This window comes from Thioalkalivibrio sp. ALJ21, from assembly GCF_000378605.1.
GTDB lineage: Bacteria > Pseudomonadota > Gammaproteobacteria > Ectothiorhodospirales > Ectothiorhodospiraceae > Thioalkalivibrio.
The window spans coordinates 130,756-157,194 of record NZ_KB905156.1; the positions used below are offsets into that span (position 1 = coordinate 130,756).

21 protein-coding genes are annotated in these 26,439 nt (G+C 67.8%); 9 read left to right on the forward strand and 12 right to left on the reverse strand.

Annotation, left to right across the window (positions count from 1 at the left end; translation table 11 throughout):
• Positions 1 to 155: 155 nt before the first annotated feature.
• Genes F579_RS0106615 through F579_RS0106625 form a run of 3 tightly spaced genes read left to right on the forward strand, consistent with a single transcriptional unit; the run spans position 156 to position 4,147 of the window.
• Positions 156 to 497 carry a phenylpyruvate tautomerase MIF-related protein gene (locus F579_RS0106615; RefSeq protein ID WP_012981917.1) on the forward strand — a complete coding sequence of 114 codons (342 nt, stop codon included), beginning with the start codon at positions 156 to 158 and terminating at the stop codon, positions 495 to 497.
• Positions 498 to 555: 58 nt separating this feature from the next.
• Positions 556 to 2,268 (forward strand): proline--tRNA ligase, encoded by a 1,713-nt coding sequence (locus F579_RS0106620; RefSeq protein WP_019023890.1) that lies wholly within the window; start codon positions 556 to 558, stop codon positions 2,266 to 2,268.
• 16 nt (positions 2,269 to 2,284) lie between these two features.
• Positions 2,285 to 4,147, forward strand: coding sequence for an SLC13 family permease (locus tag F579_RS0106625; protein ID WP_019023889.1), 1,863 nt, complete (start codon positions 2,285 to 2,287; stop codon positions 4,145 to 4,147).
• A 29-nt stretch (positions 4,148 to 4,176) separates the two neighbouring features.
• Here F579_RS0106625 and dnaQ read toward each other — a convergent pair whose 3' ends face one another.
• The 3 genes from dnaQ to F579_RS0106640 form a co-directional block, all read right to left on the reverse strand.
• Positions 4,177 to 4,893: a DNA polymerase III subunit epsilon gene (gene dnaQ, locus F579_RS0106630; RefSeq protein ID WP_019023888.1), complete on the reverse strand. Its 717-nt coding sequence runs from the start codon at positions 4,891 to 4,893 to the stop codon at positions 4,177 to 4,179.
• A gap of 190 nt (positions 4,894 to 5,083) precedes the next feature.
• A complete protein-coding gene (gene rnhA / locus F579_RS0106635) occupies positions 5,084 to 5,536 on the reverse strand; it encodes a ribonuclease HI (protein WP_019023887.1) in 453 nt (150 codons plus the stop codon).
• Positions 5,529 to 6,290, reverse strand: coding sequence for a hypothetical protein (locus tag F579_RS0106640; RefSeq protein ID WP_026301010.1), 762 nt, complete (start codon positions 6,288 to 6,290; stop codon positions 5,529 to 5,531). Before F579_RS0106640 ends, rnhA begins: the two co-directional genes overlap by 8 nt.
• Here F579_RS0106640 and F579_RS0106645 point away from each other — a divergent pair.
• A complete protein-coding gene (locus F579_RS0106645) occupies positions 6,289 to 7,875 on the forward strand; it encodes a LysM peptidoglycan-binding domain-containing protein (protein ID WP_019023885.1) in 1,587 nt (528 codons plus the stop codon). The two genes, F579_RS0106640 and F579_RS0106645, sit on opposite strands and share 2 nt — an antisense overlap.
• Positions 7,876 to 7,921: 46 nt before the next feature.
• Here F579_RS0106645 and hflX read toward each other — a convergent pair whose 3' ends face one another.
• From hflX to F579_RS0106680, 7 genes are all read right to left on the reverse strand, one after another.
• Positions 7,922 to 9,247, reverse strand: a complete 1,326-nt coding sequence (gene hflX, locus F579_RS0106650; protein ID WP_019023884.1) for a ribosome rescue GTPase HflX — start codon at positions 9,245 to 9,247, stop codon at positions 7,922 to 7,924.
• 24 nt (positions 9,248 to 9,271) lie between these two features.
• Positions 9,272 to 9,526 (reverse strand): RNA chaperone Hfq, encoded by a 255-nt coding sequence (hfq, locus tag F579_RS0106655; RefSeq protein ID WP_012981909.1) that lies wholly within the window; start codon positions 9,524 to 9,526, stop codon positions 9,272 to 9,274.
• Between the two features lie 94 nt (positions 9,527 to 9,620).
• The gene (miaA, locus tag F579_RS0106660) at positions 9,621 to 10,565 is read right to left on the reverse strand and encodes a tRNA (adenosine(37)-N6)-dimethylallyltransferase MiaA (protein WP_019023883.1); all 945 of its coding nucleotides are present in this window, start codon (positions 10,563 to 10,565) and stop codon (positions 9,621 to 9,623) included.
• 6 nt (positions 10,566 to 10,571) lie between these two features.
• Positions 10,572 to 12,452 carry a DNA mismatch repair endonuclease MutL gene (mutL, locus tag F579_RS0106665; RefSeq protein ID WP_019023882.1) on the reverse strand — a complete coding sequence of 627 codons (1,881 nt, stop codon included), beginning with the start codon at positions 12,450 to 12,452 and terminating at the stop codon, positions 10,572 to 10,574.
• Between the two features lie 153 nt (positions 12,453 to 12,605).
• A complete protein-coding gene (locus F579_RS0106670) occupies positions 12,606 to 13,949 on the reverse strand; it encodes an N-acetylmuramoyl-L-alanine amidase (RefSeq protein ID WP_019023881.1) in 1,344 nt (447 codons plus the stop codon).
• A gap of 211 nt (positions 13,950 to 14,160) precedes the next feature.
• Positions 14,161 to 14,628 carry a tRNA (adenosine(37)-N6)-threonylcarbamoyltransferase complex ATPase subunit type 1 TsaE gene (tsaE, locus tag F579_RS0106675; RefSeq protein WP_026301009.1) on the reverse strand — a complete coding sequence of 156 codons (468 nt, stop codon included), beginning with the start codon at positions 14,626 to 14,628 and terminating at the stop codon, positions 14,161 to 14,163.
• Positions 14,625 to 16,139, reverse strand: coding sequence for a bifunctional ADP-dependent NAD(P)H-hydrate dehydratase/NAD(P)H-hydrate epimerase (locus tag F579_RS0106680; protein ID WP_019023879.1), 1,515 nt, complete (start codon positions 16,137 to 16,139; stop codon positions 14,625 to 14,627). Before F579_RS0106680 ends, tsaE begins: the two co-directional genes overlap by 4 nt.
• A gap of 19 nt (positions 16,140 to 16,158) precedes the next feature.
• Between F579_RS0106680 and queG the strand changes: the two genes are divergently transcribed.
• The 3 genes from queG (at position 16,159) to F579_RS0106695 (ending at position 20,733) form a co-directional block, all read left to right on the forward strand.
• Positions 16,159 to 17,301 carry a tRNA epoxyqueuosine(34) reductase QueG gene (gene queG, locus F579_RS0106685; protein WP_019023878.1) on the forward strand — a complete coding sequence of 381 codons (1,143 nt, stop codon included), beginning with the start codon at positions 16,159 to 16,161 and terminating at the stop codon, positions 17,299 to 17,301.
• A gap of 100 nt (positions 17,302 to 17,401) precedes the next feature.
• A complete protein-coding gene (locus tag F579_RS0106690; protein ID WP_019023877.1) occupies positions 17,402 to 19,837 on the forward strand; it encodes an EAL domain-containing protein in 2,436 nt (811 codons plus the stop codon).
• 104 nt (positions 19,838 to 19,941) lie between these two features.
• Positions 19,942 to 20,733 (forward strand): ferredoxin--NADP reductase, encoded by a 792-nt coding sequence (locus F579_RS0106695; protein ID WP_019023876.1) that lies wholly within the window; start codon positions 19,942 to 19,944, stop codon positions 20,731 to 20,733.
• Here F579_RS0106695 and F579_RS0106700 read toward each other — a convergent pair whose 3' ends face one another.
• Together F579_RS0106700 and F579_RS0106705 are read right to left on the reverse strand one after the other, a co-directional pair.
• Entirely contained in the window at positions 20,734 to 21,339 is a 606-nt protein-coding gene (locus F579_RS0106700; RefSeq protein ID WP_026301008.1) for a DNA-J related domain-containing protein, read from the reverse strand. It lies immediately after the preceding gene.
• The gene (locus F579_RS0106705) at positions 21,336 to 21,743 is read right to left on the reverse strand and encodes a YchJ family protein (protein WP_369699491.1); all 408 of its coding nucleotides are present in this window, start codon (positions 21,741 to 21,743) and stop codon (positions 21,336 to 21,338) included. Before F579_RS0106705 ends, F579_RS0106700 begins: the two co-directional genes overlap by 4 nt.
• A gap of 133 nt (positions 21,744 to 21,876) precedes the next feature.
• Between F579_RS0106705 and F579_RS0106710 the strand changes: the two genes are divergently transcribed.
• The gene (locus tag F579_RS0106710) at positions 21,877 to 22,722 is read left to right on the forward strand and encodes an SDR family oxidoreductase (RefSeq protein ID WP_019023873.1); all 846 of its coding nucleotides are present in this window, start codon (positions 21,877 to 21,879) and stop codon (positions 22,720 to 22,722) included.
• 916 nt (positions 22,723 to 23,638) lie between these two features.
• A complete protein-coding gene (locus F579_RS0106715) occupies positions 23,639 to 26,416 on the forward strand; it encodes a valine--tRNA ligase (protein ID WP_019023872.1) in 2,778 nt (925 codons plus the stop codon).
• Positions 26,417 to 26,439: the final 23 nt, after the last annotated feature.

The following is a 26,439-nucleotide window of genomic DNA, read 5'->3' on the forward strand; positions in this document are numbered from 1 at the left end:
GCCGACAGCAACGGCGGCGCATAAGACGCATCGGAAATCCCCTAGCGCGAGTATAGACACCTCCCGCACCACCGCATCAGCCGACCGCAATGCGCTGCACGAGCCGCCCACTGGCCGTATCATGTGGCGCCTCAGTCAATCGAAGGGGAGCCGAGATGCCGCTTCTGCGAGTCGAGACCAACGCCGCCCTGCCCGACGATCCCGCGGGGCTGTGCCAACGCCTGTCCGCGCAGGTGGCCGACTGGCTGGGCAAGCCCGAGGGGTACGTGATGGTCGCCTGCACGCACAACCCGGCGATGTGCTTCGCCGGCAGCACCGACCCGCTCGCCTACTGCGAGCTGAAGAGCATCGGCCTGCCCGAGGGGCTGACCCGCGAGCTGTCACGCAAGCTCTGCGACGCCCTGCAGGCCGAACTGGGTCTGGACCCGGCCCGGGTCTATATCGAATTCGCCGACGCCCCGCGCCACTTCTGGGGCACCAACAGCACGACGTTCTGAATTCTCGCGGCCCGGTGGGCCGTCACTTCTCTCACGCACTTGATAACGGACTGCCCCGATGCGCGTCTCGCAATTCCCGCTGAACACCCTGAAGGAAACCCCGGCCGACGCCGAGATCGTCTCCCACCAGCTGATGCTGCGCGCCGGCTATGTCCGGCGCCTGGCCGCCGGGCTGTACACCTGGCTTCCACTGGGGCTGCGCGTACTGCGCCGGGTGGAGAACATTGTGCGCGAGGAGATGAACCGGGCCGGTGCGCTGGAGGTACTGATGCCGGCCGTGCAGCCGGCCGAGCTGTGGCAGGAATCCGGTCGCTGGGACTTCTACGGAGCCGAGCTGCTGCGCCTGAAGGATCGCCACGAACGCGACTTCTGCTTCGGCCCGACTCACGAGGAAGTGATCACCGATCTCGTGCGCCGCGAGATCCGCAGCTACCGCCAACTGCCGGTCAACTACTACCAGATCCAGACCAAGTTCCGGGACGAGCGCCGCCCGCGCTTCGGCGTGATGCGCGCCCGCGAGTTCCTGATGAAGGATGCCTACTCCTTCCACCTGGATGCCGAGTCGCTGGGGCAGACCTACCAGCAGATGCACGATGCCTACTGCCGTATCTTCGAGCGCTGTGGCCTGGACTTCCGCGCGGTAGAGGCCGATACCGGCGCGATCGGCGGCAACGCCTCGCACGAATTCCACGTCCTCGCCAGCTCCGGCGAGGACGCGATCGCCTTCTCGCCGGGTGGCTATGCCGCCAACGTCGAGTTGGCCATGTGCCCGAAGCCGGCTCAGGCGCCGCCCCCCAGCGCTGACATGGAGAAGATCGCCACCCCCGGGGTGCATACCATCGAGGACCTGGCGAACTTCCTCGAGATCCCGGCCGCACAGACCGTCAAGACCCTGGTCGTCGCCGCCTCCGACGAGGTCGACGCCGACCTGGTCGCGCTGGTCCTGCGCGGCGACCATGAGCTCAATGCGGTAAAGGCCGAGAAGCACCCGTGGGTCGCCGAACCGCTGCGCATGGCCGAGGCAGCCGAGATCCGCGCCGCCTTCGGCGCCGACCCCGGATCGCTGGGGCCGGTGGGCAGCCCGATCCCGGTACTGGCCGATCAGGCTGTACTGGGCATGGCGGACATGGTCGTGGGGGCCAACGAGGACGGCCACCACCTGAAGCACGTGAACTGGGAACGCGACCTGCCGCAGCCGGAGAGCGCCGACCTGCGCAACATCACCGAGGGCGAACCGGCCCCGGACGGCTCCGGCCCGATCGAAATCCGCCGCGGAATCGAGGTTGGCCACATCTTCCAGCTCGGCGACAAGTACTCGCAGGCGCTGGGCGCCCGCGTGCTGGACGAGGACGGCCGCGAACAGGTGGTGACCATGGGCTGCTACGGCATCGGCGTCTCCCGTGTGGTCGCTGCCGCAATCGAGCAGAACTCCGACGAGCGCGGCATCTGCTGGCCCACGGCAATCGCCCCCTTCGACATCGCCCTGTGCCCGATCGGCGCCAAGAAGTCACAGCGCGTGCGCGAGGCCGCAGAGCAGTTGCACGAAGAGCTGGAGGCCGCCGGCTTCCAGGTGCTGCTGGATGACCGCGAACAGCGCCCCGGCGTTATGTTCGCCGACATGGAACTGATCGGCATCCCGCACCGCCTGGTCGTCGGCGAACGCGGCCTCGATGCCGGCGAACTCGAATACCAGGCGCGCACCGCCAGCGAGGCCGAACACCTCCCGATGGACGGCCTGCTCGACGCCCTGCGCGAACGTCTGCGCGGCTGAACCCGGGGCGACCACGATGGAAGAGGTCGCCTTTACCCTGGAGATGGGGATCGTGTTCGGCCTGCTGGGCCTGACGATCCTGCTGTTCGTCACCGAGGTCATCCGGATCGATCTGGCGGCGCTGAGCGTGCTGTTCCTGCTCGGCATGGTCGCGCTGGTGCCGGGGGTGGCGCCGATCGTCGAGGGCGAGGAACTGTTCTCGGGCTTCGCCTCGAACGCGGTGATCGCGATCATCGCGGTGATGATCATCGGCGCGGGCCTCGACCGTTCAGGCGTAATGAACCGCCTGGCGGACCTGATCCTGCGCTTCGGCGGCCAGACCGAACGCCGGGTGATGGCCACGACCTCCGGCGCGGTGGGGGTGATCACCAGCTTCATGCAGAACATCGGGGCCGCCGCCCTGTTCATGCCCGTGATCAACCGCATCGGTGCGGCGGCGCGCATCCCGCGCTCGCGGCTGCTGATGCCCATGGGCTTTGCCGCGATCGTCGGCGGCACCCTGACGCTCGTCGCCTCCAGCCCGCTGATCCTGCTGAATGACCTGATGCCCGGGCACCTGGACGACTTCGGGCTGTTCGACGTAACCCCGATCGGGCTGGCGCTGCTGGCCACACTGATCCTCTACTTCGCGATCCTCGGACACTGGGTCCTGCCGGCCCGCGATCCGCGGGCCGAGGACCCGGACGAGAGCCGGGTGCAGACCACCTCGGCCTGGTTCCGCGACGTCTACGGGATGGACTTCGGCGTGCGCGAGGCGCGTCTGGGCGAGGACAGCTCACTGGCCGGGATGCGCGTGGGCGACTTCGAGGCGGCCTTCGGGGTGCATGTGGTGGGAGTGACCACGGGTGACGAGACGCGTATCGAGCCGAACCGCGAGATCGAACTGGAACGCGGAGCGCATCTCGCCATCCTCGGCCCGGTCACCACCATCGAGAAGACCTGCGACAGCACCGGCACGATTCTCAAGGACGAACTGGACGTGTTCGCGCGTGCGATGTCGGCCCGTTACGCCGGAATTGCCGAGGTAATCATCCCACCGGGCTCCGACCTGATCGGCCAGACCGTGCGCGACAAGGGCATGCGCCGTACCTACGGGATCTCGGTGCTGCGTATCCAGCGCGGGGAGGACCGGATCATCGACGAGGTCCCGGACACCCCGCTCAAGGCTGGCGACACCCTGGTCGTGCACACCCCGTGGGAAAACCTGCAGGCGCTGGAGGACGACCGCGACTTCGTCGTGGTCACCAGCCGCTACCCGCGCCGCCGGCGCGAGGAACCCGCTACCCATCGGCCACTGGCCGCACTCGGGTCGCTGGCACTGGGCCTGGGGCTGGTGCTGTTCACAGACCTGCCGCTGGCACTGGCCCTGCTGGGCGGGGCCCTGGGAATGATCTTCACCGGTGTGATCGGCATGGACGAGGCCTATCGGGGCATCAGCTGGAAGACGGTATTTCTGCTGGCCTCGCTGATCCCGCTGGGGCTTGCGGTGGAAAACTCCGGGGCCGGCGAGTGGATCGCGACCAACGGCATGGCGCAGCTGGAGGGAATGCCGGTCTGGGTGCTGCAGGTCGCGGTGTTCCTGCTGACCACCTTCTTCACGCTGGTGATGTCGAATGTGGGCGCCACCGTGCTGCTGGTGCCGCTGGCGGTCAGCTTCGCCACCGTCGCCCAGGGCGTCGGCATCGATGCCGATCCACGGGTTTTCGCGCTGATCGTCGCGATTGCCGCGTCCAACTCGTTCCTGTTGCCCACCCATCAGGTGAACGCCCTGATCATGGACCCGGGCGGCTACCGCGTGGCCGACTACCTCCGCGCCGGCGCGCTGATGACCCTGCTGTTCATGGTCGTCTCGCTGATGGTGATCAACCTGATCTTCTGACCGCGTCTGTCCGCTCCCTTGGGCAGCCCTCAGGGCGTCGTCGCGCGCCAGCGGCAGGCCCCACCCACGGCCTCGTCCAGCGTGCGCAGCAAGGCCTCGTGCGCGGCCTGTTCGCCGGCATCGGGCTCGATCACCGGCAGGGGCTTGCCGGAACGCTGCGCGCGTACCGGGGCGCCGGCCTCGGCACCCCCCTCGCCCCCGGCGTCCAGGCCGAGGGCGACCTGTCCCCCGGTCATCGCCAGATAGACATCCGCCAGTAGCTCGGCATCGAGCAGCGCGCCGTGCAGCGTGCGTCCGGAGGCATCGATCTCGTAGCGCTTGCACAGTGCGTCCAGCGAGTTGCGCGTGCCCGGGTGCATACGTCGCGCCATGACCAGCGAATCCAGCACGGTGCAGGCCTCCGCGAGCTCCGTCACCGGCGCGGCGGCGCCCAGCAGGCGCAGCTCGTGATTGATAAAGCCGACATCAAACGGGGCGTTGTGGATGATCAGCTCGGCCCCGCGCACAAACTCGATGAACTCGCCAACCACATCGGCAAAACGCGGCTTGTCGGCGAGGAACTCGTTGGTAATCCCGTGGACCTCGATCGCCCCGGCATCGATCTCGCGATCCGGCTGCAGGTACTCGTGCAGCTTGCGCCCGGTCGGGCGCCGGTTGTCCAGCTCCAGGCAGCCGATCTCGATGATGCGGTGCCCCTCGGCCGGCTCCAGGCCGGTGGTCTCGGTATCCAGCACAATCTGTCGCATTTCAGTTCTCCGTCGGCTGTCCGGCCAGAGGAAACGCCGATTTATCGGCGTTTCCTTGCGGCACATGGACGTGTCGCCGGAATCGGCCACCGCAGGTGGTTGATTCCGAAGCAAGCTGCAAATTCCTTTCCCAGTGCAAAATCATACAAAGTGGTGCAGCGCAGCGTGCGCTGAGAAAGCCAGGATGGCTTTATTCAGCGCTTCCCAAGAGGGCGTCGATCCCCGCATTGGCCAGCTGGTCGGCGCGCTCGTTTTCCGGGTGGCCGCTGTGACCGCGCACCCAGTACCACTCGATGTCGTGGCGCGCGGCCTGGGCGTCCAGTGCCTCCCAGAGGTCGCGGTTCTTTACCGGGGAACCGCTCGCGGATTTCCAGTTGCGGCGTTTCCAGCCGGGCAGCCAGTCGGTCACGCCCTGCTTCACGTATTTCGAATCCGTGACCAGTTCCACCTTGCAGGGGCGCTTGAGCGTCTCCAGCGCGCGGATCGCGGCGGTCAGCTCCATGCGGTTGTTGGTGGTCTCGGCCTCTGCCCCGTACAGCTCCCGCTCGGTGCCCTGGTACCGCAGGATTGCGCCCCAGCCACCAGGGCCCGGATTGCCACGACAGGCGCCGTCGGTATAGATGTACACGCGTTCGTCAGCCATGCGCTCGGCGGACTCCGGAATGAGGGGAGCGCGAGGATACCAGCCCGGGTCGCAGGCGGGGACCCGGGGTAGCGAAGCGATACTGCGGGGCCGGGCGCAAGGGCAGATCCACCCGCTTGTGGGCAACGGTCAGGATCACGCTGGCCAGCGGCGGCAGCCCCCGGCGGGTCCAGGCATCCACCGGGGCCAGCCGCTGCTGCCAAGCCTCGGACAGTCCGGGCGGCAGCAGGCTGAGGCTCCACTGCTCCAGTACCTCCAGGTCGGCGGATTCCATGAACTCGCGGTACTGGCGACGCCGGAGCCCCTCCGGCAGCGGAGACACGCGCACCCCGCCCTGGTCGCCCAGCTGCAGGCGATTGCCCTCGAGCATGAAGACCATGCCCTCCGGCTCCAGCACGCGCGCGGCCTCGGCGACCACGGCGGCGGGCAAATCGCTGTAGGAACAGGGATGGGCCAGCACAATGCGGCGCGCACAATCCGACTCCAGTGGCCAGGATTCCGGCTCCGTCAACAGGCCCGGCCGCGTGGAATCCATGCGCACGATCGGGCCACCCAGGGTATCGGAATCCTCCAGCATCGGGACCGGAGAGAGCTCGATCGCGACCTCCCCGGGGGCGGGGGCGGCGTGCTGTCGAATCCGTTGCAAAAGCCGCTCGCGTACGCGCCGACCCTGCGGCTTCTCGTACCAGTGAGAAAGCCAGCGCAAAAAAGGGTCTTGGTGATACTCGGAGTGTGGTTTATCCTTCAGCGCCATGATGATCCGACCCCGCTCCCGACTGCCGCTTGGCATTATCCTGGGCCTGGCGACCCTGCTGGCCTCTGCCTGTAGCCTACACGACTCCGAACGCGCACTGGATACCTCCCAGGTCGACAGGCCTGTGGTGGAGGGGCCGACCCAGGCCGACGTCCAGGCCGCCATGGAGCGACAGGCCCGCGAGGCGGCCGACCAGGCCGCGGAGACCGACGACCTGTGGGAGCGCACCCGTCTGGGCTTCGGCTTTACCGATGACCTGCACCACGAGCGCGTGGAGCGGTACATCGAGCATTACCGCGCCAACCCGCGCATCATCCAGCTCTCCACCGAGCGCGCCGAGCCGTTTGCGTACTTCATTCTCTCGGAGATCGAACAGCGCGACATGCCGACCGAACTGCTGCTGCTGCCGATCGTGGAGAGTGGCTTTGCCGCCGAAGCGACCTCCAGCGGTCGTGCAGCCGGCATCTGGCAGTTCATCCCGGCGACCGGCGACCATTTCGATCTGACGCGCGACCACTGGTACGACGGGCGCCGCGATGTCTATCAGTCCACCCTCGCCGCGCTGGACTACCTGGAGGCCCTGTATCAGCGCTTCGATGACTGGTACCTGGCCCTGGCGGCCTACAACTTCGGTCAGGGCAACGTGACACGGGCGATGGAGCGCAACGCGGCGCGCGGGGAGCCGACCGACTACTGGAGCCTCGAGCTCTCGGCCGAGGCGACCGCCTACGTGCCCCGTCTCCTGGCCCTGCGCGAGCTGTTTCTGGAGCCCGACGAACACGGGACACAGATTACCCCGATCGCCAATGAACCGGCGTTGGAGCGGATCGAGCCCGGTCGCCAAGCCGATCTCGCCCTGATCGCCGAGATGATCGGGCTCGAGGCGGATGACCTGAAGCGCCTGAACCCAGGCTATCAGCGCCACGCCACCCATCCGTCGCATGCCCAGCATCTGTTCATTCCGCACGATGCAGCCGAGACCCTGGAAGTCGCCCTGGCCGAACACGGCGACGATCCACTGATCCGCTTCCGCGAATATACCGTGGCCAGTGGTGACAACCTCGGCTCCATCGCCCAGCGCGCCGGTACCCGCGTGGCCGTGCTGCGCGAGATGAACAGTCTCAACGGCGACACCATCCGCGCCGGGCAAACGCTGAAACTGCCGGTGACCGGGCAGGAAGACGCCGAGATCCAGGTCGCGGCCGCTGCCGAGGCGGGCAAGCTCGACACCTACGAGATCCAGGAAGGCGACAGCCTGTGGACCATCAGCGAACGCACGGGCATGACCATCAGCGAGCTGCGCGCGGCCAACGAATTGGAGCGCGATGCCATCCTGCGCCCGGGCGACACGCTGCAGGTCGCCCAAGCCAATGGGGGGAGCGCGTCGGATAACGGCCGCAGCGTGGCCTACGAAGTCCAGCCTGGGGATTCCCTGTCCAGCATTGCCCGTCAGTTCCAGGTCTCGGTAAGCGACCTGCGCCGTTGGAACTCGCTCAATGGCGACGGCATCCGCGCGGGGGAGACCCTGACGCTCTACGTGGCCGAGGCCGACGAAGAGGCCATTGCGCGAGCCCGCGACGCCTGACGCGCCGGCGCTCGCGGCCCCTGATGTCGCGCGCCCGTCCGGGTACCTACTGCCCCACCGCGGCCGATGAGGGCGCGTCGAATACGACCTCGATCTGTTCCGGATTCAGACCGGCATCGCGCACCAGTTGCTGGAAGCGCCGTTGCGGCAGACTCAAGCGCAGCTGGATCTGACCGTCAGCGGTGGTCTGCTCCGCCTCCACGGCCTTCTCCTCGTAGAGCTGGGCGCGCAACCGACCGGCACTGGCCGGCAGTTCCACCCAGCCCCGCATCATCGACTCGGTAAAGGTCTCGGCCAGGCGCTCTTCCAGCGTGGCGATACCCTCGCCCGTATACGCGGACACCCAGAAGACGTCATCGCCGGAGCCGAAGCGGGCCTCGGCGGCATCCGGGGCCGACTCCAGTCGGTCAATCTTGTTGTAGACCCGCCAGCAGGGGACATCCTGCGCGCCGATCTCCTCCAGCACCGCATCGACCTGGTGGATGCGCGCCTCGCGTTCGGGGTCGGCGGCGTCGATCACGTGCAGCAGCAGCGCGGCCTCGCGGGTCTCGGTCAGGGTCGCCTTGAAGGCCGCCACCAGTTCATGTGGCAGGTCGCGCACGAAGCCGACGGTGTCCGCCAGGATCAGCGACTGGTGCGGAGCCAGGTCGAGGCGTCGCAGGGTCGGATCCAGGGTCGCGAACAGCTGATCCGCCTCGTACACATCCGAGTGGGTCAGGCGGTTGAACAGCGTGGACTTGCCGGCGTTGGTATAGCCCACCAGGGACACGGTCGGGATCTCGTTGCGCAGGCGTGCCTGGCGCCCCTGCTCGCGGGTGCGCTCGACCTTCTCCAGACGTCGTTCGATGTGCTTGATGCGCGCCGCCAGCAGGCGGCGGTCGGTTTCGAGCTGGGTTTCCCCCGGCCCGCGCAGGCCAATGCCGCCCTTCTGCCGTTCCAGGTGAGTCCAGCCGCGCACCAGCCGCGTGGCCATGTGCCGCAACTGGGCCAGCTCGACCTGCAGCTTGCCTTCGTGCGAACGCGCGCGCTGGGCGAAGATATCGAGGATCAGGCCTGCCCGATCCAGTACCCGGCACTGCAGGTGGCGTTCGAGGTTGCGTTCCTGGCTGGGCGAGAGGGCGTGGTTGAAGATCACCACATCGGCTCCATGGGCCTCGACCGCGGCGCGAATCTCGTCGGCCTTGCCGGCGCCTACGAACAGGCGGGGGTGCGGGCGGTCACGTGAACCACGGACGAGCTCCAGCACATCGGCGCCGGCGGAGCGGACCAGCTCGTCGAATTCCTGGACCTGGGCCTCGATGTCGGGGTTTTCGCCGATGGCCAGCGCCACCAGCACGGCGCGATCGCCGGCGCTATCGGGACGCTCAAACAAAAAAGACGAACCTCCCGCGCATGCTCAAGCCTCCGCCTCGGCGGTAGCGGCCTCTTCGCCCTCGGTATTCATGCGCACCTGGCGGGACGGGACGATGGTCGAGATCGCATGCTTGTACACCATCTGCGAAACGGTGCTTCGCAGCAGCACCACGAACTGATCGAAGGACTCGATCTGTCCCTGCAGCTTGATGCCGTTGACCAGATAGATCGAGACCGGCACACGGTCCCGACGCAGCGCGTTCAGGAAGGGTTCCTGCAGCATTTGCCCTTTGGCCATCAGTGCGTTCCTTGGTTGTTATTCTTCAGCTCGCCACACGCCAAAAGCTCCTCCACCAAGCCCTGGCGGCGCCCTCTCAGAGAGTAGCACATCACTACTGGAAGTCTGCGCGGCGAATCACGTTCAACACTTCCGACCGATCGACCGTGGACGCGTTCAATCGCGCATGCAGGGGGAATCGCCGCAGGCCGGTCAGCTGGCGCTTGGCCAGTTGCCGGGTGGCGGCGATCGCCCGCTCGCGGAACTGCACAAAGTCGAGCTCTCCGGCCAGCCACTGCCAACCCTGACGGTAGCCCACCGCACGCTGGGAGGGATGCTCCGCCGTCAGCGCGGGACGCTGCTGCAGGGCCATCAGTTCATCGACGAACCCGACCTCCAGCATCGCGTCGAAGCGACGGGCGATCCGTTCGCGCAGGACGTCGCGATCCTCCGGCCACAAGGCCAGTGACACCCAGCCCTCCGGCACGCGGGCCGCCGCACCCTGCTGAAAGCTGGACAGCGGCCGCCCGGTCGCCTCGAAGACCTCCAGCGCCCGCAGGATGCGCTGCGGGTCGTTCGGGTGGATACGCGCCGCGGCCTCGGGATCCACCCTGGCGAGTTCGCGATGCAGGGCCTGTCCGCCCTCCACGTCCAGGCGCGCGCGCACTTGTTCACGCACTACATCCGGTACCTCGGGGATCTCGTCGAAACCATCCAGCAGGGCACGCAGGTACAGCAAGGTACCGCCCACCAGCAAAGCCGTCCGGCCACGCGCGTGGATCCCGGCGATCACCTCCCGGGCGTCGCGCGCGAAGTCGGCGGCACTGTAGGTGTCCTCCGGGTCGCGGATATCCAGCAGGTGATGCGGCACGCGGGCTCGCTCCTCTGCAGTGGGCTTCGCGGTGCCGATATCCATGCCGCGATAGACCAATGCGGAGTCGACGCTGACGATCTCGCCCTCCAGCGACTCGGCGAGCGCCAGCGACAACGCGGTCTTGCCCGAGGCCGTCGGTCCGGCCAGGATCACCACCGGCGGGCGGCCGGGTCCGAGTGCGTCCATTGATCGCTAGCGGCCTCGCAGAAACAAGCGATCCAGCGCCTGGTGATCGAGCTCCACCCAGGTCGGGCGGCCATGATTGCATTGCCCGGAGCGTTCGGTCGCCTCCATGTCGCGCAGCAACTGGTTCATCTCCGGGAGCGTCAGACGGCGCCCGGCGCGCACCGAACCGTGGCAGGCCATGGTGCCGAGTACCGCATTCATCTCGCCCTCGGCGCGGTGGCTGTAGCCGACGGCCGCGAGGTCCGCGAGCACATCACGCACCAGCTGGGCCGTGTCACGCCCGCGCAGCAGCGCCGGGGCCGCGCGCAAGGCCAGCGTCTCGGGCCCCGCGCGATCCAGCTCGAACCCCAGGGCGCCCAGCACACCGGCATGCTCCTCGGCCAGCGCGGCCTCGGCAGGCGTCACGTCCAGTGTTTCCGGCACCAGCAAAGGCTGTGAGGTAATGCCCTGCGAGCCCCATTCGCACTTGAGGCGCTCGTAGGTAATGCGCTCGTGCGCCGCATGCATGTCGACCACGATCAGGCCGCTTGCATTCTCCGCCAGGATGAAGGTCTCCGCGACCTGCCCCAGCGCGAAACCCAGCGGTGGCATACCTTCCGCACCATCGCTTTCACTCGCACCGCCCGCCGCCTCGAACGACCGGGGTGCGGGCTCGGCGACCGCGGCTGGCCCGCGGAACTCGGCCCAGGCCGCCGCATAATCCGATGATGTGCCAGAGGCATACTCGCGGCGATCACCCGACCCGGCTGCAGGCGACCGGGCTTCGGCCCGGTACTCGGGCACCCCCAGCCCGCTCAGGGCGCGCTCGCGCGGGAACGCCGGAATCGCTCGCTCCTGCGGCGCCGGAGCGGACCCGGTATCGGCTGGCAAATACCCGGGCATCCCGCCATCCCCGGGACGCACATCGGCCAGCGCCTTGTGCAGGGCATGAAAGATGAAGTCGTGCACCATCCGCGACTCGCGGAAGCGCACCTCCTGCTTGGTGGGATGGGCGTTCACGTCCACCTGCACCGGGTCCAGTTCAAGCTCCAGCACGAACATCGGGTGACGCCCGTGGTAGAGCACGTCCTGATAGGCCTTGCGCACGGCCGCCGCCAGCACGCGGTCGCGAATCGCGCGGCCATTAACGAAGAAAAACTGCTGATCAGGCTGTGCCCGCGACTGGGTCGGGGCGCCTAGCCAACCCGAAAGCTTGAGGCCGGCACGCTGCTCGTCCACCGGCGTCGCCGCGTCCATAAAGGCCTCGCCCAGCAGGGCGCGCACGCGCTGTGCGGGGTCCGCTGCGGCGGGCAGGTCCAGCACCACACGATCGTTGTGGCGCAGGGTGAAGGCCACCTCCGGGCAGGCTGCCGCCTGGGTGCGGATGACGGTCTCGCAGTGGTTGAACTCGGTGCGCTCGGTGCGCACAAACTTGCGCCTTGCAGGGACATTGAAGAACAGGTCCCGCACCTCGACCGTCGTACCCACCGGGTGCGCGGCCGGGGCCGCCTCGCGAAAGACATCCGAGCCATCCCCGGTCAGGCGCCAGCCATTGCGCTCGCCCTCCACCGCCGAGGTCATGGATAGGCGCGAGACGGATGCGATCGAAGGGAGTGCCTCGCCGCGAAAACCCAGGGTGTGCAGGGCCTCCAGGTCCTCCATCGAGCGGATCTTGCTGGTCGCGTGGCGTGACAGTGCCAGCGGGAGCTCGTCGCGATGGATGCCGCAACCATTGTCGCTGATCTGGATCAGACGGATGCCGCCCTGCTCCAGACGGATCTCGATGCGGGTCGAACCCGCGTCCAGGGCATTCTCCACCAGCTCCTTGACCACCGAGGCCGGGCGCTCGACCACCTCGCCCGCCGCGATCTGGTTGATCAGTTGCTCGGAGAGTTTCTCGATGGACACACGCGAATCCATGGGCCGGAATGGGTCCACAAGCCTAGGGAAACGCAGCTCGATTTGCACGCGCCGGTGGGCGCCCCTGCACAGACCGCAGTGGGTACAAAGTCCGAATCCGTGACGGGCACCCGTTCCGGGACGGGCAGGCGGCGATGGGCGTCAGGAATCGCGCGGGATGCGCAGGACCTGGCCGGCGTAGATGCGATCGTCGCTGACGTTATTCGCCGAGCGCAGATCGGCCAGCGACAAGCTGTAACGATCGGCGATCCCCGAAAGCGTCTCGCCGGGACGAATAATGTGCTGGTCCGGCTGGCCATCGGCGATCAGCGTGCCCGGGCGGGCATGCGTCGAGAAATAGGAGCGCAGCCCGGTCAGCAGCGCATCCGCCAGCGAATTCTGGAAGTCGCTGCTGCGCAGCTTGCGCTCCTCGGACGGGTTGGAGATGAACGCGGCCTCGACCAGGATGGACGGGACATCGGGGGAGCGCAGCACCGCGAAGTTGGCCCGCTCGACCTCCGGCTTGCGCACCTTGCCCACCCGGTGCAATTCGGAAATCATGCGCTCGGCCAGGGTGTTGCTCGCCTCGAGGCTGCCGCTCTGGGCGAGATCCAGCAGCACGTTGGTCAGGGAGTCATCCTTGCCGTTGATCGGCACTCCGCCCAACCGCAGGTCGGCCTGGTTCTCGCGCTGCGCCAGAAAACGGGCGGCCTCGCTGGAGGCCCCACGTTCGGAGAGCATGTAGACCGAGGAGCCCTGCACATTGCGGTTGGCGATCGCGTCGGCGTGAATCGACACAAAGACGTCAGCATCCGCCTCGCGGGCACGCTCGATGCGCTCGCGCAGGGGCAGGAAGTAATCGCCGGTGCGGATCATCACCGCCTTCATGCCGCGCTCGTTGTCGACGCGCTCGGCCAGCCGCTTGGAGATCTGCAGGACCACGTCCTTCTCGCGGGTCCCGGCGGGGCCGATCGCGCCCGGGTCATGCCCGCCATGACCAGCGTCGATGGCAACCACCACATCACGCAGATCCTCCTGCGAGCGGCCACGGCGGGGTTCGCCGTTGTCGCGGGATTCCTCCCGGGCCGACTGCGTGGGGGCCCCCTCGCGGCTGGTCAGATCGAGCACCAGACGATGTGGGGAATCCTGGGCCGGCATCAGCTTGAAGCTGCGCGGCTCGATTGGCTTGCGCAGGTCGAACACCACGCGCAGATCACCGCCGTCGCGCGGGGCGTGACGGATCGACTCCACGACCGAACGCGGATTGGAACTGAGCTTCAGCTCGTCCACCGCGCGGGCGTTCTTGATATCCACCACCAGGCGATCGGGCGACTCGAGCTTGAACATCGAGTATTCGGCATCGCCATCCATGTCGAAGACCAGGCGCGTGGTGTCACCATCCACGGACATGCGCACCCGCTCGACACCCGTGCGCGCCAACGCAGGCAGCGGCAGCCCGACCAGCCCCAGGGCAGTCAGAGCGCGCAGCACCTGGCGGCGGCGCATATCCGGAATCGTGCTTTGGCCCACGGCGAATCCCTTTTAATTCAGGGGGTCTGACTCCATTGTGGACGCTTTTTCTGGAAAAGCAATAGCAAAATTCTTTCTTTATGAGCGAGATATCGAGGTTTTTGCGTGTGGCATTGCAACTAATCCTTCGCGCACCACGAACCGGAACCCCACTCGATATTGGGATTATTATCGGTTTTTCATTGAGTTAATGAACCCGAAAGGCTTTGTCAACGAGCGCCCGGTAATCGGCAGCGGCCGGCCCGGACACATACAGCATGCGCCCGTCCGGCTCGTGCGCTTCCAGCCGCACCCGCAGATCCGCCTCCGGCAGCCAGCCGGCCCCGCGCTCCGGCCACTCCACCAGCCACAGCGCCTGCTCGCCAAAGGCCTCGCGCACCCCCAGATACTCCAGTTCTTCCGGGTCCGCCAGGCGATACAGGTCGAAGTGCAGCACGCTGCGCCCCTGGAGTTCGTAGGGCTCCACCAGCGTGTAGGTGGGGCTGCGCACGTTGCCCGCATGCCCCAGCGCGTGCAGGAGGCCGCGCGCCCAGGTCGTTTTGCCCGCGCCGAGATCCCCCTCCAGGTAGACGATCCGCAGGCCTTCCATTCCTGCAAGCACTGCACCGGCCCGCTCCGTGGCCGCGGCGTCCGGCAGCCGGATCCCTGTGTTCACGCCCCCTCCTCCCCGGCGGCAGCCGGCAGCGCATCCGCCAGTTCGCCCGCCAGCAGCCCGCGCCAGCTGCCCAGCCGCGCGCGCAGAACCTGGCCCGCGGCACAATGCCAGGCCGCCCCGATCTCGGCCGCGGCACGCGCCTCGAGCCCCTGCGCCCGAAGCGCGACGATAATCCCCGTGAGCACGTCCCCGCTCCCGGGGATCGCCATGCCGGCATGGCCTCCGGTCACACAGGTCAGTGTTTCGCCACCAGCATCGGCGACCAGCGTCCCACCCCCCTTGAGCAGCGACACTCCGCCGAAGCGCTGCGCCAGCTCGAGCACGGCCCCTGGTCGATCGGCCTCGACCTCCGCCGTCGGGCGATTCAGCAGGCCACCGGCCTCTCCCGGATGCGGAGTCAGGATCCAGGAATCCATCTGACGGGGTGTCGCGGCCAGCAGGTTGAGGGCATCGGCATCCACCACCAAGGGCGCCCCGGCATCCGCGACTGCGTGCCACAGGCGGCGCCCCCACTCCTCCGTACCCAGACCCGGACCTGCCGCAATCACATCCACCTGGCGGGCCAGGCGTAACAGATCGGTCGGCTCGCGCACGGCCCGCACCATGATCTCGGGCCGGTCGGCATTGGCCCAGGCGGCATGGTCCTCGTGTGTGGCCAGTGTCACGCGGCCGGCCCCGGCGCGCAGGGCCGCCAGTGCCGTCAGGCGAGCCGCCCCGGAGAACCCCGGTGCACCCCCGACCACCAGCACATGTCCGGCGTCGCCCTTGTGCGCCCCCGGCCGACGGGCCGGCAGGCGATCCCGCCAGCCCTCGGGGCCCAGATGCCGGGCCCGCGGCATCACGCCCCGGGCAATCTGCTCGGGCAGATCCAGCCGCGCCACCTCGACGGTGCCCGCGTAGTCCACGCCCGCGCCGGTGTGCAGCCCCAGCTTGTCGGCAATCATGGTCACGGTATGCCGGGCGCGCACCGCGGGTCCCGGCACCGCGCCGGTATCGGCATTGACGCCCGAGGGGATGTCCGCGGACAGCACGGGCCGCCCGGAGGCATTCAGGCGCTCGACTACCTCGCCGTAGGCGTCATGCAACGGGCGCTCCAGCCCGATACCGAACAGACAGTCGACCCACAGCTCGGCATCCGCCGGGTCGAAGGCCTCGAGCGGCGCCATCGCACCCCCCTGTTCGATCCAGTGCCGATGCGCCTGGCGGCCGTCCGACTCCGGGCGCGCGCGCGACGGGCCACCGTGGAGCCGCACATCCAGGCCCGCCTGTGCCGCCAGTCGCGCCAGCACATAGCCGTCGCCCCCATTGTTGCCGGGGCCGCAGAGGATGCCGAGCCGACGCACATCGGGCCAGCGCGCCCTGACGGCCGCCAGCAGGGCCGCCCCGGCCCGCTCCATCAACTCGCCGGGCGCGATCTCCGGCAGGGCCATGCCGGCCGCATCCAGGGCCCGCATGCCCTCGCTGTCGTAAAGCGCGCTGGTCAGGGGGATCGCCCCGGGTCCATCATTCACCTTTCTTGCCCCGATCGTAATGATTGCCGAAATCGTGCCTGAGCCTCTCGATCCACGCCAATGTGCCGCGCTGGCCGAACAGATTCGGGCCTGGGGCCGCGAGCTGGGCTTTCAGGCCCTGCGCATTGCGCCGGCCACGGTCCCGGATGCAGATCGCCAGCACCTGGATCGCTGGCTGCAGAAGGGCTCGCACGGCGAGATGGACTGGATGGCCGAACGCGCCGCACTGCGCCACGATCCCGCACAACTGATGCCGGGCGTACGGCGCGTGATCAGCGTGCGCATGGACTATTTCCCGCCGCGCACCCGACGCCCGGCCATCCAGCTGGCCGAACGGGACCGCGCCTATGTCTCCCGCTACGCCCTCGGCCGCGACTACCACAAGCTGATCCGCAAGCGCCTGACCGAGTTGGGGCGGCGCATCGAGGCCGCGACAGGGCCGCACGGCTATCGCGCGTTCACCGACAGCGCGCCGATCCTGGAAAAGGCCCTGGCCGCCCGCTCCGGGCTCGGCTGGATCGGCAAGAACACCAACCTGCTCGCCCGCGAGAGCGGCTCCTGGTTCTTCCTTGGCGAGCTGTTTACGGACCTGCCACTCCCGGTGGACGACCCGGTCGGCGAACACTGCGGGGCGTGTACCGCCTGTCTCGACATCTGCCCGACGCAGGCCTTTCGCGGACCCTACGACCTGGATGCCCGGCGCTGCATCTCCTACCTGACTATCGAGCTGAAGGGATCGATCCCCGAAGAGCTGCGCCCGCTGATCGGCAACCGCATCTACGGCTGCGACGACTGCCAGCTGGTCTGCCCGTGGAACCGCTTTGCCGAAGTCTCCGCGGAGCCCGACTTCGTCGCCCGCCACGGGCTGGATGCCGCCAGCCTGGTGGAGCTGTTCGGCTGGGACGAGACTACCTTTCTGCAGCGCACCGAGGGCATGGCCATCCGCCGCATCGGCCACGAGCAGTGGCTGCGCAATCTGGCGGTCGCCCTGGGCAATGGCCCGCCCTCCGCGAAGGCCGAGGCGGCCCTTCGCGCCCGCGCCGAGCACCCCTCCCCCCTGGTACGCGAACACGTCGGCTGGGCACTCGAACGGTTGCACAGCCCCTCGCCATCGCCGGCCGTGAACCACCTCTCCCGTCTCACCCAGGCGCCCGGACAATAACCAGCGACCAACGCTTGCCAGCACCCGCGCGACAGGTGACACTCGGGAGCGGATCCACGTTGCGACCCCGGCACCCTACGAAAGGATTCATCCTGTCGCTATGCCCGATCACCCGGACAGCACCCGCTTTCAGCGCCTGTTTGAACAGGCACCGGAGGCACAGCTGGTGCTCAATCGAGCGGGCCATGTTGTCGCGGCAAACCAGGCCGCATCACGCCTGCTCGGCTACGCCCAGGACGAACTGACCGGCGGCATCCACATCACCACGATCGACCTCGAGGCCACGCAAGCCGACGTCGACCGTGCGCACGGCCAGCCCGACGAGCGCCTGCCGGCCCGCTTTGAAACGCGCTACCGCCGCCGCGACGGGGCGGAATTCCCGGCCGAGATCAATATCAACGCCATTCATACCGGGGAGGATATCGAGGTCCTGGCCACGGTCCGCGACATCACCCGGCAACAGCAGTCCGAGCAGGCCCTGCACGAACTGGAAACCCAGCTCTCGGCCACGATCCGTCACGCACCGCTGATCCTGTTCGGGCTGGGGCCCGATGGCGTTTTCACCCTGTCCGAGGGGGCTGCCCTGCACAGCCTGGGACTGCAACCCGGCGAGGTCGTCGGACAGGACGCACGCCTGTTGTACGCCGACCATCCGGCCATTCTGTCCGCGATCGACCGCGCGCTCGGGGGAGAACAATTCCAAAGCGAGGTCAAGGTCGGCGACAGCCACTTCGCCATCTCCTGGATGCCGATGGAGGTTGCCCAGTCACTTCAGCCGGGCGTGCTCGGTGTCGCCTGGGACATCACATCGCTGCGCGCGGCCGAGGCCAGCACCGCCTCGGAACGCGACCGGCTCCTGACCACGCTGCACTCCATCAGCGACGGCGTGCTGACCGCGGACACCACCGGGCGCCTGACCTATCTCAACCCGTCGGCGCGCGACCTGCTGGGCGTGGACGCCACGGCGGTCCAGGGCCAGCGCCTCGACGAGGTGCTGGAACTCGAGGACACGCATACCGGCCACCGGGTTATGAATCCGGTCACGCAGTGCCTGGAAACGGGCATGACGCTGGAGTCGCCGGAGCGCGTGCTGCGCCGTCCGGACGGGGCCGCGCGCGTGGTCCGTCTGCTGGTCTCGCCTCTGCGGCGACCGGACCACCACAGCGAGGGGGTCGTGGTCGTGCTGCACGACCACACCGAGCTGTGGCGCATGACCCAGCAACTGAACCACCAGGCTACCCACGACGAGCTCACCGGCCTGTGCAACCGCCGCGAGTTCGAACGCCGCCTGGACGAGGCCCTGCGCACCCTGGAGGAGGGCGACACGCCCCACGCGCTGTTCTACATGGACCTGGACCAGTTCAAGATCATCAACGACACCTGTGGCCACCAGGCCGGGGATGCACTGCTGCGCGAACTGGCCGATCTGCTCCCCGCCCACATCCGCGACAGCGACACCTTGGCGCGGCTCGGGGGTGACGAGTTCGGCCTGCTGCTGACGCATTGCCCGGTGGAACGCGCGGAGGCCATCGGCAAGAAACTGCTGGCGACCGCGCAGGGTCTGCGCTTCTCCTGGGAGGACCGCCGCTTCGATGTCGGCATGAGCATCGGCCTGGTCCCGATCGAGGGCCCCGGCCAGAATCTTCCGGAGGTCCTCAGCCAGGCGGATTCCGCCTGTTACGTGGCCAAGGATCTCGGGCGCAACCGCCTCTATACCTGGAAGCCCTCCGACCAGATCCTGCGCCGGCGCCATGGCGAGATGGAATGGGTCGGCCGTCTGCGTGCGGCGCTGGAGGAGGCCCGGTTTGTCGCCTATGCCCAGCCAGTCAAGCCCCTGAACGGCGCCGATCTGCCACTGGACCATGTCGAGATCCTGCTGCGTCTGCACGGGGAAGACGGAACCCTGATCACTCCGGGTGCCTTCATCCCGGCCGCCGAGCGCTACCACCTGATGCCCGAGATCGATCGCCATGTGGTCGAACTTGTGTTCCGCCAGCTGGCCGATCACCGGGACCGGAACCCGCATCATGCCCCAGTCGTGGTGTCGATCAATCTGTCCGGACAATCGCTGGCGCAGGACGGGATGCTCGAGTTCATCACCAGCCGCATGAGCCAGTTCCGCATTCAGGCGCAGCAGATCATCTTCGAGGTTACCGAGACCGCCGCGATCAGCCATCACGACCGCGCGCAGGGTCTGATCCGCGCGCTGCGCTACATGGGCTGCCGCTTCTCCCTGGACGACTTCGGGAGCGGGCTGTCCTCGTTCGGCTACCTGAAGAACCTGCCGGTCGATTTCCTCAAGGTGGACGGCAGCTTCGTGCGCGACATCGCGACCAACGCCGTCGATGCGGCGATGGTCACCGCGATCCACCGCGTCGGCCATGTACTCGGGCTGCGTACTATTGCCGAGTGCGTGGAATCCGAGGAGACCATGCACCACCTGCGCGAGATCGGGCTCGACTTTGTCCAGGGCTACCACCTGGCAAAGCCAATGCCGCTGACCGATTACCTCGCGGGTCTTGCCGGCCAGGCTTGAATCCCCGCCTGCTGCCTCAACCCTTTAGATAGCCAACGCTTTCGCCTTGCCAGCGGCAAGCTGTTAGCGTGCTGTCATTCTCAGTTGATCAACCGTGGGACCCCATGCCGTATTCGGAAGAACAGATCACCTCGACCCATCGCTGGTCGGACAAGACCTTCAGCTTCAAGACCACGCGCCCCGAAGGGCTGCAGTTCAAGAACGGGCAGTTCGTGACGCTGGGGCTGCGCCCCGAGGGCAAGTTGATCCCGCGCGCCTACTCGATCGTCTCCGAACCCGGGGCCGAGGAACTGGAGTTCCTGAGCATCCACGTGCCCGACGGCGCGCTGACCAGCCGCCTCGCCCAGGCCGGACCGGGCGATTCGGTCTGGATCAACACCAAGGTCACCGGCTCGCTGACCTTCGACTACGTGCAGCCCGGACGCACCCTGTACATGCTGGCTACCGGCACGGGGCTGGCCCCGTTCATCTCGCTCATCCGCAGCCCGGAGCTGTTCGAACACTTCGATAACGCGGTGCTGGTACACAGCGTGCGTACCGTCGAGGAGCTGGCCTACCGCCAGGAGATCGAGTCGCGCATCAGCGACCGCCTGCGCTACGTGCCGACGGTGACCCGCGAGAACCACGACTTCGCATGCCCGATCGCACAGCAGCCGTATGACAACAACCAGCGCGGGGCCGACATGTTCCGTTCCGGCGAGCTGTTCCAGATCCTGAACCTGCCCCCGGCGGATCCGGAGCACGACCGCGTAATGCTCTGCGGCAATCCGGCGATGAACCGCGAAATGAGCGAGTGGCTGGTCGAACACGGCTGGACCCAGACCAACTACAAGGGGGTCGGCAACTTCACCGTGGAACAGGCCTTCGTGACCACGATGTCCGACTCGGACGACTGACTATTTCTGAGCCAGTAGCACCCAGCGGGCCGCGTTGATCCGCTGCAGGGTGGCCGTGTCACCACCCCGGTCGGGGTGGTGACGCTGCGCCAGGCGCCGGTACTGTTGCTGGATCGCCGCCGCGTCGACCGGATCCTCCAGCCCCAGCACCTCGAGCGCCTGACCACGCCGCTCGTCGCGCGCCAGATGCGACCAGAACTCGCCCAGCAGCACCTCCACCGCGGCCGCGTCCATCCCCTCCAGCCGCGTCAAATCCAGGTAGTAGGCCCGCAGCGGATCCTCCTGCGCCGGCAGGTCCGACCCCGTGTCCAGCACATACAACGGCTCGATTCCGATATCCAGGCAATGGATGCGCAGCCACTCGCCCTGCCCCGCGAGCATGTCGCGCAGCCGGTACAGACAGTGGAACAGCACAAAGTGGGTCTGGAACAGGCTCAGCGGTTCCTGCAGGCGCGCCGCGGCGAACGGTTCCACTGCCAGATCGCGCAGCTGCGCAATCAGCGCGTGCTCCGTACATCCGCGCGGATGTCCGCGCAGCGCCTCCAGCACCCGTTCCAGCAGTGCCACATCCATCGGCGAACCGGCTGGGCAATCCCGATCGATCATGCGCCCGGGAACTCGCCGTCCACATAGACCCAGCACCCGTCCTCGCGGCGAAAGCGGCTGCGTTCGTGCAGGCGCACCCCCTGCCCACGCACCCGCGAGCGGGCGACGAACTCGACCCAGCCCTCCTGATCCTCCGGCCCCCCGGCCCCGGTCGCGCGGATCGTCAGACCCAGCCAGCGCTGGTCCGGATCCAGCATCAAGGATTCCGGGCGCGTCGCGGCGGCCCAGGTGGCCAGCAGATAGTCCTCGCGCCCCTCCACGAAGGCGGCATAGCGCGAGCGCATCAGCGCCTCCGCCGTCGGAGCCGCAGCCGCGCGGTCCAGGTACGGCCCGCAGCAGGCCGCTCGGTCCAGACCGGACCCACAAGCGCATGCGCCCACCTTCCTGCGACTGACCTTGCCCACGCAATACCTCACCCTCATCGAAGCCCTCGCCAGCATGCCCGAGCCATCGCCCTGGGTCGAACCCTTACTGTGGTGCTGGTCTTCCGCACGCCGAAACGTTAGGTTGCGAAAGCACCCAGGGAGATACTGATTCATGGCCAACATCCTGATCATGGGCTGCGGCGATCTCGGCTGCGGCGTCGGAGAACAGCTCGGCGCGGCCGGCCACACGGTCTGGGGCCTGCGCCGCCAGCCGGAGCGCATCCCGGAACCGATCCAGCCGCTGGCCGGCGACTTCACCCGCGCGGACGCGCTGCCGCCGCTCCCCCCGGCGCTGGATACCGCCTATTTCATCGCCACCCCAGGCGAGTTCACCGAGGCCGCGTACCGCCGCGCCTATGTCGACGGCCTGCGCAACACCCTGGCCGCGCTGGAGCAGGCCCGCCAGCACCCGCGCCGCATCGTGTTCGTCTCCAGCACCTCGGTCTTTGGTGCCGACGACGGGCGCTGGGTGGACGAAACCAGCCCGGCCGAGCCCACCCGCTTCTCCGGGCGCTGCCTGCTGGAGGCCGAGCAATTGCTGGCCGACAGCCCGTTTGCCGGCGTGGTCGTGCGCTTTGGCGGCATCTACGGGCCGAGGCGCGAATACCACCTGCGCAAGGTGCGCGAGGGCGTGCGCGGTCAGCACGAAGCACCGGTCTGGACCAACCGCATCCACCGTGAGGACTGCGTGGGGCTGCTGACCCACCTCTTCCACCTGGACGAGCCCGAGCCCCTCTATCTGGGCGTCGATGACGAGCCGGCCCTTCGCCACGAGCTGCTCGGCTGGCTGGCGCAGGAGATGGAGCTCGATCCACCGGGGACGCCGCCGATGCCGGCCGGCGAGGTCTGCGGCAAGCGCTGCCGCAACGCGCGGCTGCGTGCCAGCGGGTATCGCCTGCGCTATCCCGACTACCGCACCGGCTATCGCGCGCTGCTCGACCGGCTCGCCACCGCCTGAGTCAAGCTCTCGCCGCTTTCAGGCTGGGCCTGGTTCGGCCTCGGGTGTTCCGAGTGCCTTCGGCCGGCCGCCTGCCATGCGCTGTCTCGGCAGCGCACCCCGAGGTACTTTCTTGCTTGCCCAAGAAAGTACCCAACGAAGGGCACCCGGATTCCGCCCGGGGACCTTGCTCCAGGGCCCTCGGGCCGGCGGCGCTGAAACTCGCTTCGCTCAGACAGTCAGCGCCTTTCTTCCGTCCCGAGGACCCTTCCGCAAGGGGCTTCATACGGGGGGAGAAGGTCAAGACAACGGCGATCCAGAGGTTCGTGCGAGTGGATGGAGGCAAGATGTTCCAACATCTTGGCACGCGCGGCCTACGGCCCTGGCGTGCCGCGCCCGCGAGCGGGCGCCAGGGGGCAGGTAGGATGCTGATGAGCGCAGCGAATCGCATCAGGGTTGCCCCGACGTTGGAACGGTGCGTTTCGCTGCGCTCAACACACCCTACAGCTCGGGCTTGTCGCGGGTGCTCGAATACCGCCTGTTTTGACCTACCCTCCCGATATGAGCCCCTTGTGGAGGGCGTGACAGGCCGGGAGAAGGCGCTGACTGTCTGAGCGAAGCCAAAGGCGCAGCGAGTTTCAGCGCCGCCGGCCTGGCGCGTCCGGAGCAAGGTTCCCGGGCGAATCCCGGGCGTGTTTCTTGGTTACTTCTTTGCACGAGCAAAGAAGTAACTCGGGGTGCGCTGCCGAAACAGCGCATGGCAGGCGGCCGGCCGAAGGCACCGTAAACACCCGAGGCCGAACCAGGCCCAGCCACTACTGGGCAGGCGGCCAGAAAAAACCAACGCAAACACGAGAGCCGGCAGCGGGCGATGAGCGCGCCGCGCCGTTATAATGCGCGGCTTTCCCCACATTCCGACCCGAGCGCGCCCGCGATCATGGACAAGAGCTTCGACCCCAAGAGCATCGAGCAGACCCAGTACGAACGCTGGGAGGCCGCGAACATCTTCGCGCCGCCGGAGTCGGGCGAGGCCGGCTACTGCATCCTGCTGCCGCCGCCGAACGTGACCGGCACGCTGCACATGGGGCACGCGTTCCAGCACACGCTGATGGACACCCTGATCCGCTACCGGCGCATGCACGGCGACCGCACCCTGTGGCAGGGCGGCACCGACCACGCCGGGATCGCCACCCAGATGGTGGTCGAGCGCCAGCTCGCCGCCGACGGCAAGAGCCGCCACGACCTCGGGCGCGAGGACTTCCTGAAGGCCGTGTGGGAGTGGAAACACGAATCCGGCGGCACCATCACCCGGCAGATGCGCCGCCTGGGCGACTCGGTGGACTGGTCGCGCGAGCGTTTCACCATGGACGACGGGCTGTCCGACGCGGTGCGCGAGGTCTTCGTGCGCTTGCATGAGGAGGGCCTGATCTACCGCGGCAAGCGCCTGGTCAACTGGGACCCGGTTCTGCACACCGCGCTGTCCGACCTGGAGGTGCTGTCGGAGGAGGAGAACGGCCACCTGTGGCACTTCCGCTACCCGCTGGCGGACGGCTCGGGCCACCTGACCGTCGCCACCACGCGCCCCGAGACCATGCTGGGCGATACCGCCGTCGCGGTGCACCCGGAGGACGAGCGCTACCGGCACCTGATCGGCCAGAGGATCAAGCTGCCGCTGGTCGGGCGCGAGATCCCGATCATCGCCGACGACTATGTCGAGGCCGAATTCGGTTCCGGCTGCGTAAAGATCACCCCGGCGCATGACTTCAACGACTACGCGATGGGCCAGCGCCACGACCTGCCGGTGATCAATATCCTGACCATCGACGCCTGCCTGAACGACAACGTGCCCGAGGCCTACCGCGGCCTGGATCGCTATGAGGCCCGCAAGCGGGTGGTCGCGGATCTCGAGGCCGAAGGCCTGCTGGAGAAGATCGACGACCACAAGCTGATGGTCCCGCGCGGCGACCGCTCCGGCACCGTGGTCGAGCCCTACCTGACCGACCAGTGGTACGTGAAGGCCGGCCCGCTGGCCGAGCCGGCGATCCAGGCGGTGGAGGACGGGCGCATCCGCTTCGTGCCGGAGAACTGGTCGAAGACCTACTTCGAGTGGATGCGCAACATCGAGGACTGGTGCATCTCGCGCCAGATCTGGTGGGGCCACCGCATCCCGGCCTGGTACGACAGCGATGGCAACGTGTACGTCGGGCGTTCCGAGGACGAGGTGCGCGAGAAGCACGGCCTGGCGGCCGATGTGGTGCTGACCCAGGACGAGGACGTGCTCGACACCTGGTTCTCCTCCGCGCTGTGGCCGTTCTCCACCCTCGGCTGGCCGGAACAGACGCCGGAGCTGCGCGACTTCTACCCGACCAGCGTGCTGGTCACCGGCTTCGACATCATCTTCTTCTGGGTCGCCCGCATGATCATGATGGGCGAGCACTTCATGGGGGACGTGCCGTTCCGCGAGGTGTACGTCACCGGCCTGATCCGCGACTCGGAAGGCCAGAAGATGTCCAAGTCCAAGGGCAACGTGATCGACCCGATCGACCTGATCGACGGCATCAGCGCCGACGACCTGGTGGCCAAGCGCACCCAGGGCCTGATGCAGCCGCAGATGGCGAAGAAGATCGAGAAGACCACGCGCAAGGCCTTCCCCGACGGCTTCCCCGCGTTCGGCACCGACGCCCTGCGCTTCACCCTGGCCGCGCTGGCCACCACCGGGCGCGACATCAAGTTCGACCTCGGCCGCATCGAGGGCTACCGCAACTTCTGCAACAAGCTGTGGAACGCCTCGCGCTTCGTGCTGATGAACGTGGAGGGCCACGACTGCTCGGCCGCGGACGACACGGCGGAGCACCGCACCCTGGCCGATCGCTGGATCCTCGACCGCCTGGCGGCCACCGCCGAGACCGCCACGCAGCAGCTCGATGCCTACCGCTTCGACCTCGCCGCTCAGACGCTCTACGAATTCACCTGGCACGACTACTGCGACTGGTACCTGGAGCTGACCAAGCCGGTCCTGAACGACGAGGCCACCCCGGACGCGGTCAAGCGCGCCACGCGCAATACGCTGGTCACCGTGCTCGAGGCCCTGCTGCGCCTGCTGCACCCGGTGATGCCGTTCATCACCGAGGCGATCTGGACCAGTGTGAAGCCGCATGCGGGGATCGACGACGACACCGAGTTCCTGGTGCAGTGCCGCTGGCCGGCGCAGGACGGCTTCCCGCGTGATGCCACCGCCACCGCCGAGCTCGACTGGGTCAAGGACTTCATCACCGGGCTGCGCCGCATCCGCGCGGAGATGGACATCGCTCCGGGCAAGCCGCTGCCCGTGCTGGTGAAGAACTGGACCGACGCCGACCAGGAACGCTACACCCGCCACCGCGGCCTTCTGGAATTCCTGGCCAAGCCGGAAAGCGTCACCTGGCTGGATGCCGCCGACGAGGCCCCGGAGTCCGCGATGGCCCTGGTCGACGACATGCAGCTGCTGATCCCGCTGGCCGGGCTGATCGACAAGGATGCCGAGCTGGCACGCCTGGACAAGGAGATCGGCAAGCTCGACAAGAATCTCGAGCAGAGCGCAAAGCGCTTGTCCAACGAGAGCTTCGTCGACCGCGCTCCGGCCGAGGTGGTGCAGAAGGAACGCGACCGCGTCGCCGAAATGCAGGCCACCCGCGATCAGCTCGCCGCCCAGCGCGAGCGCATCCGCGCGATGTAGCGGCTGCGATCACCGCATTGGAG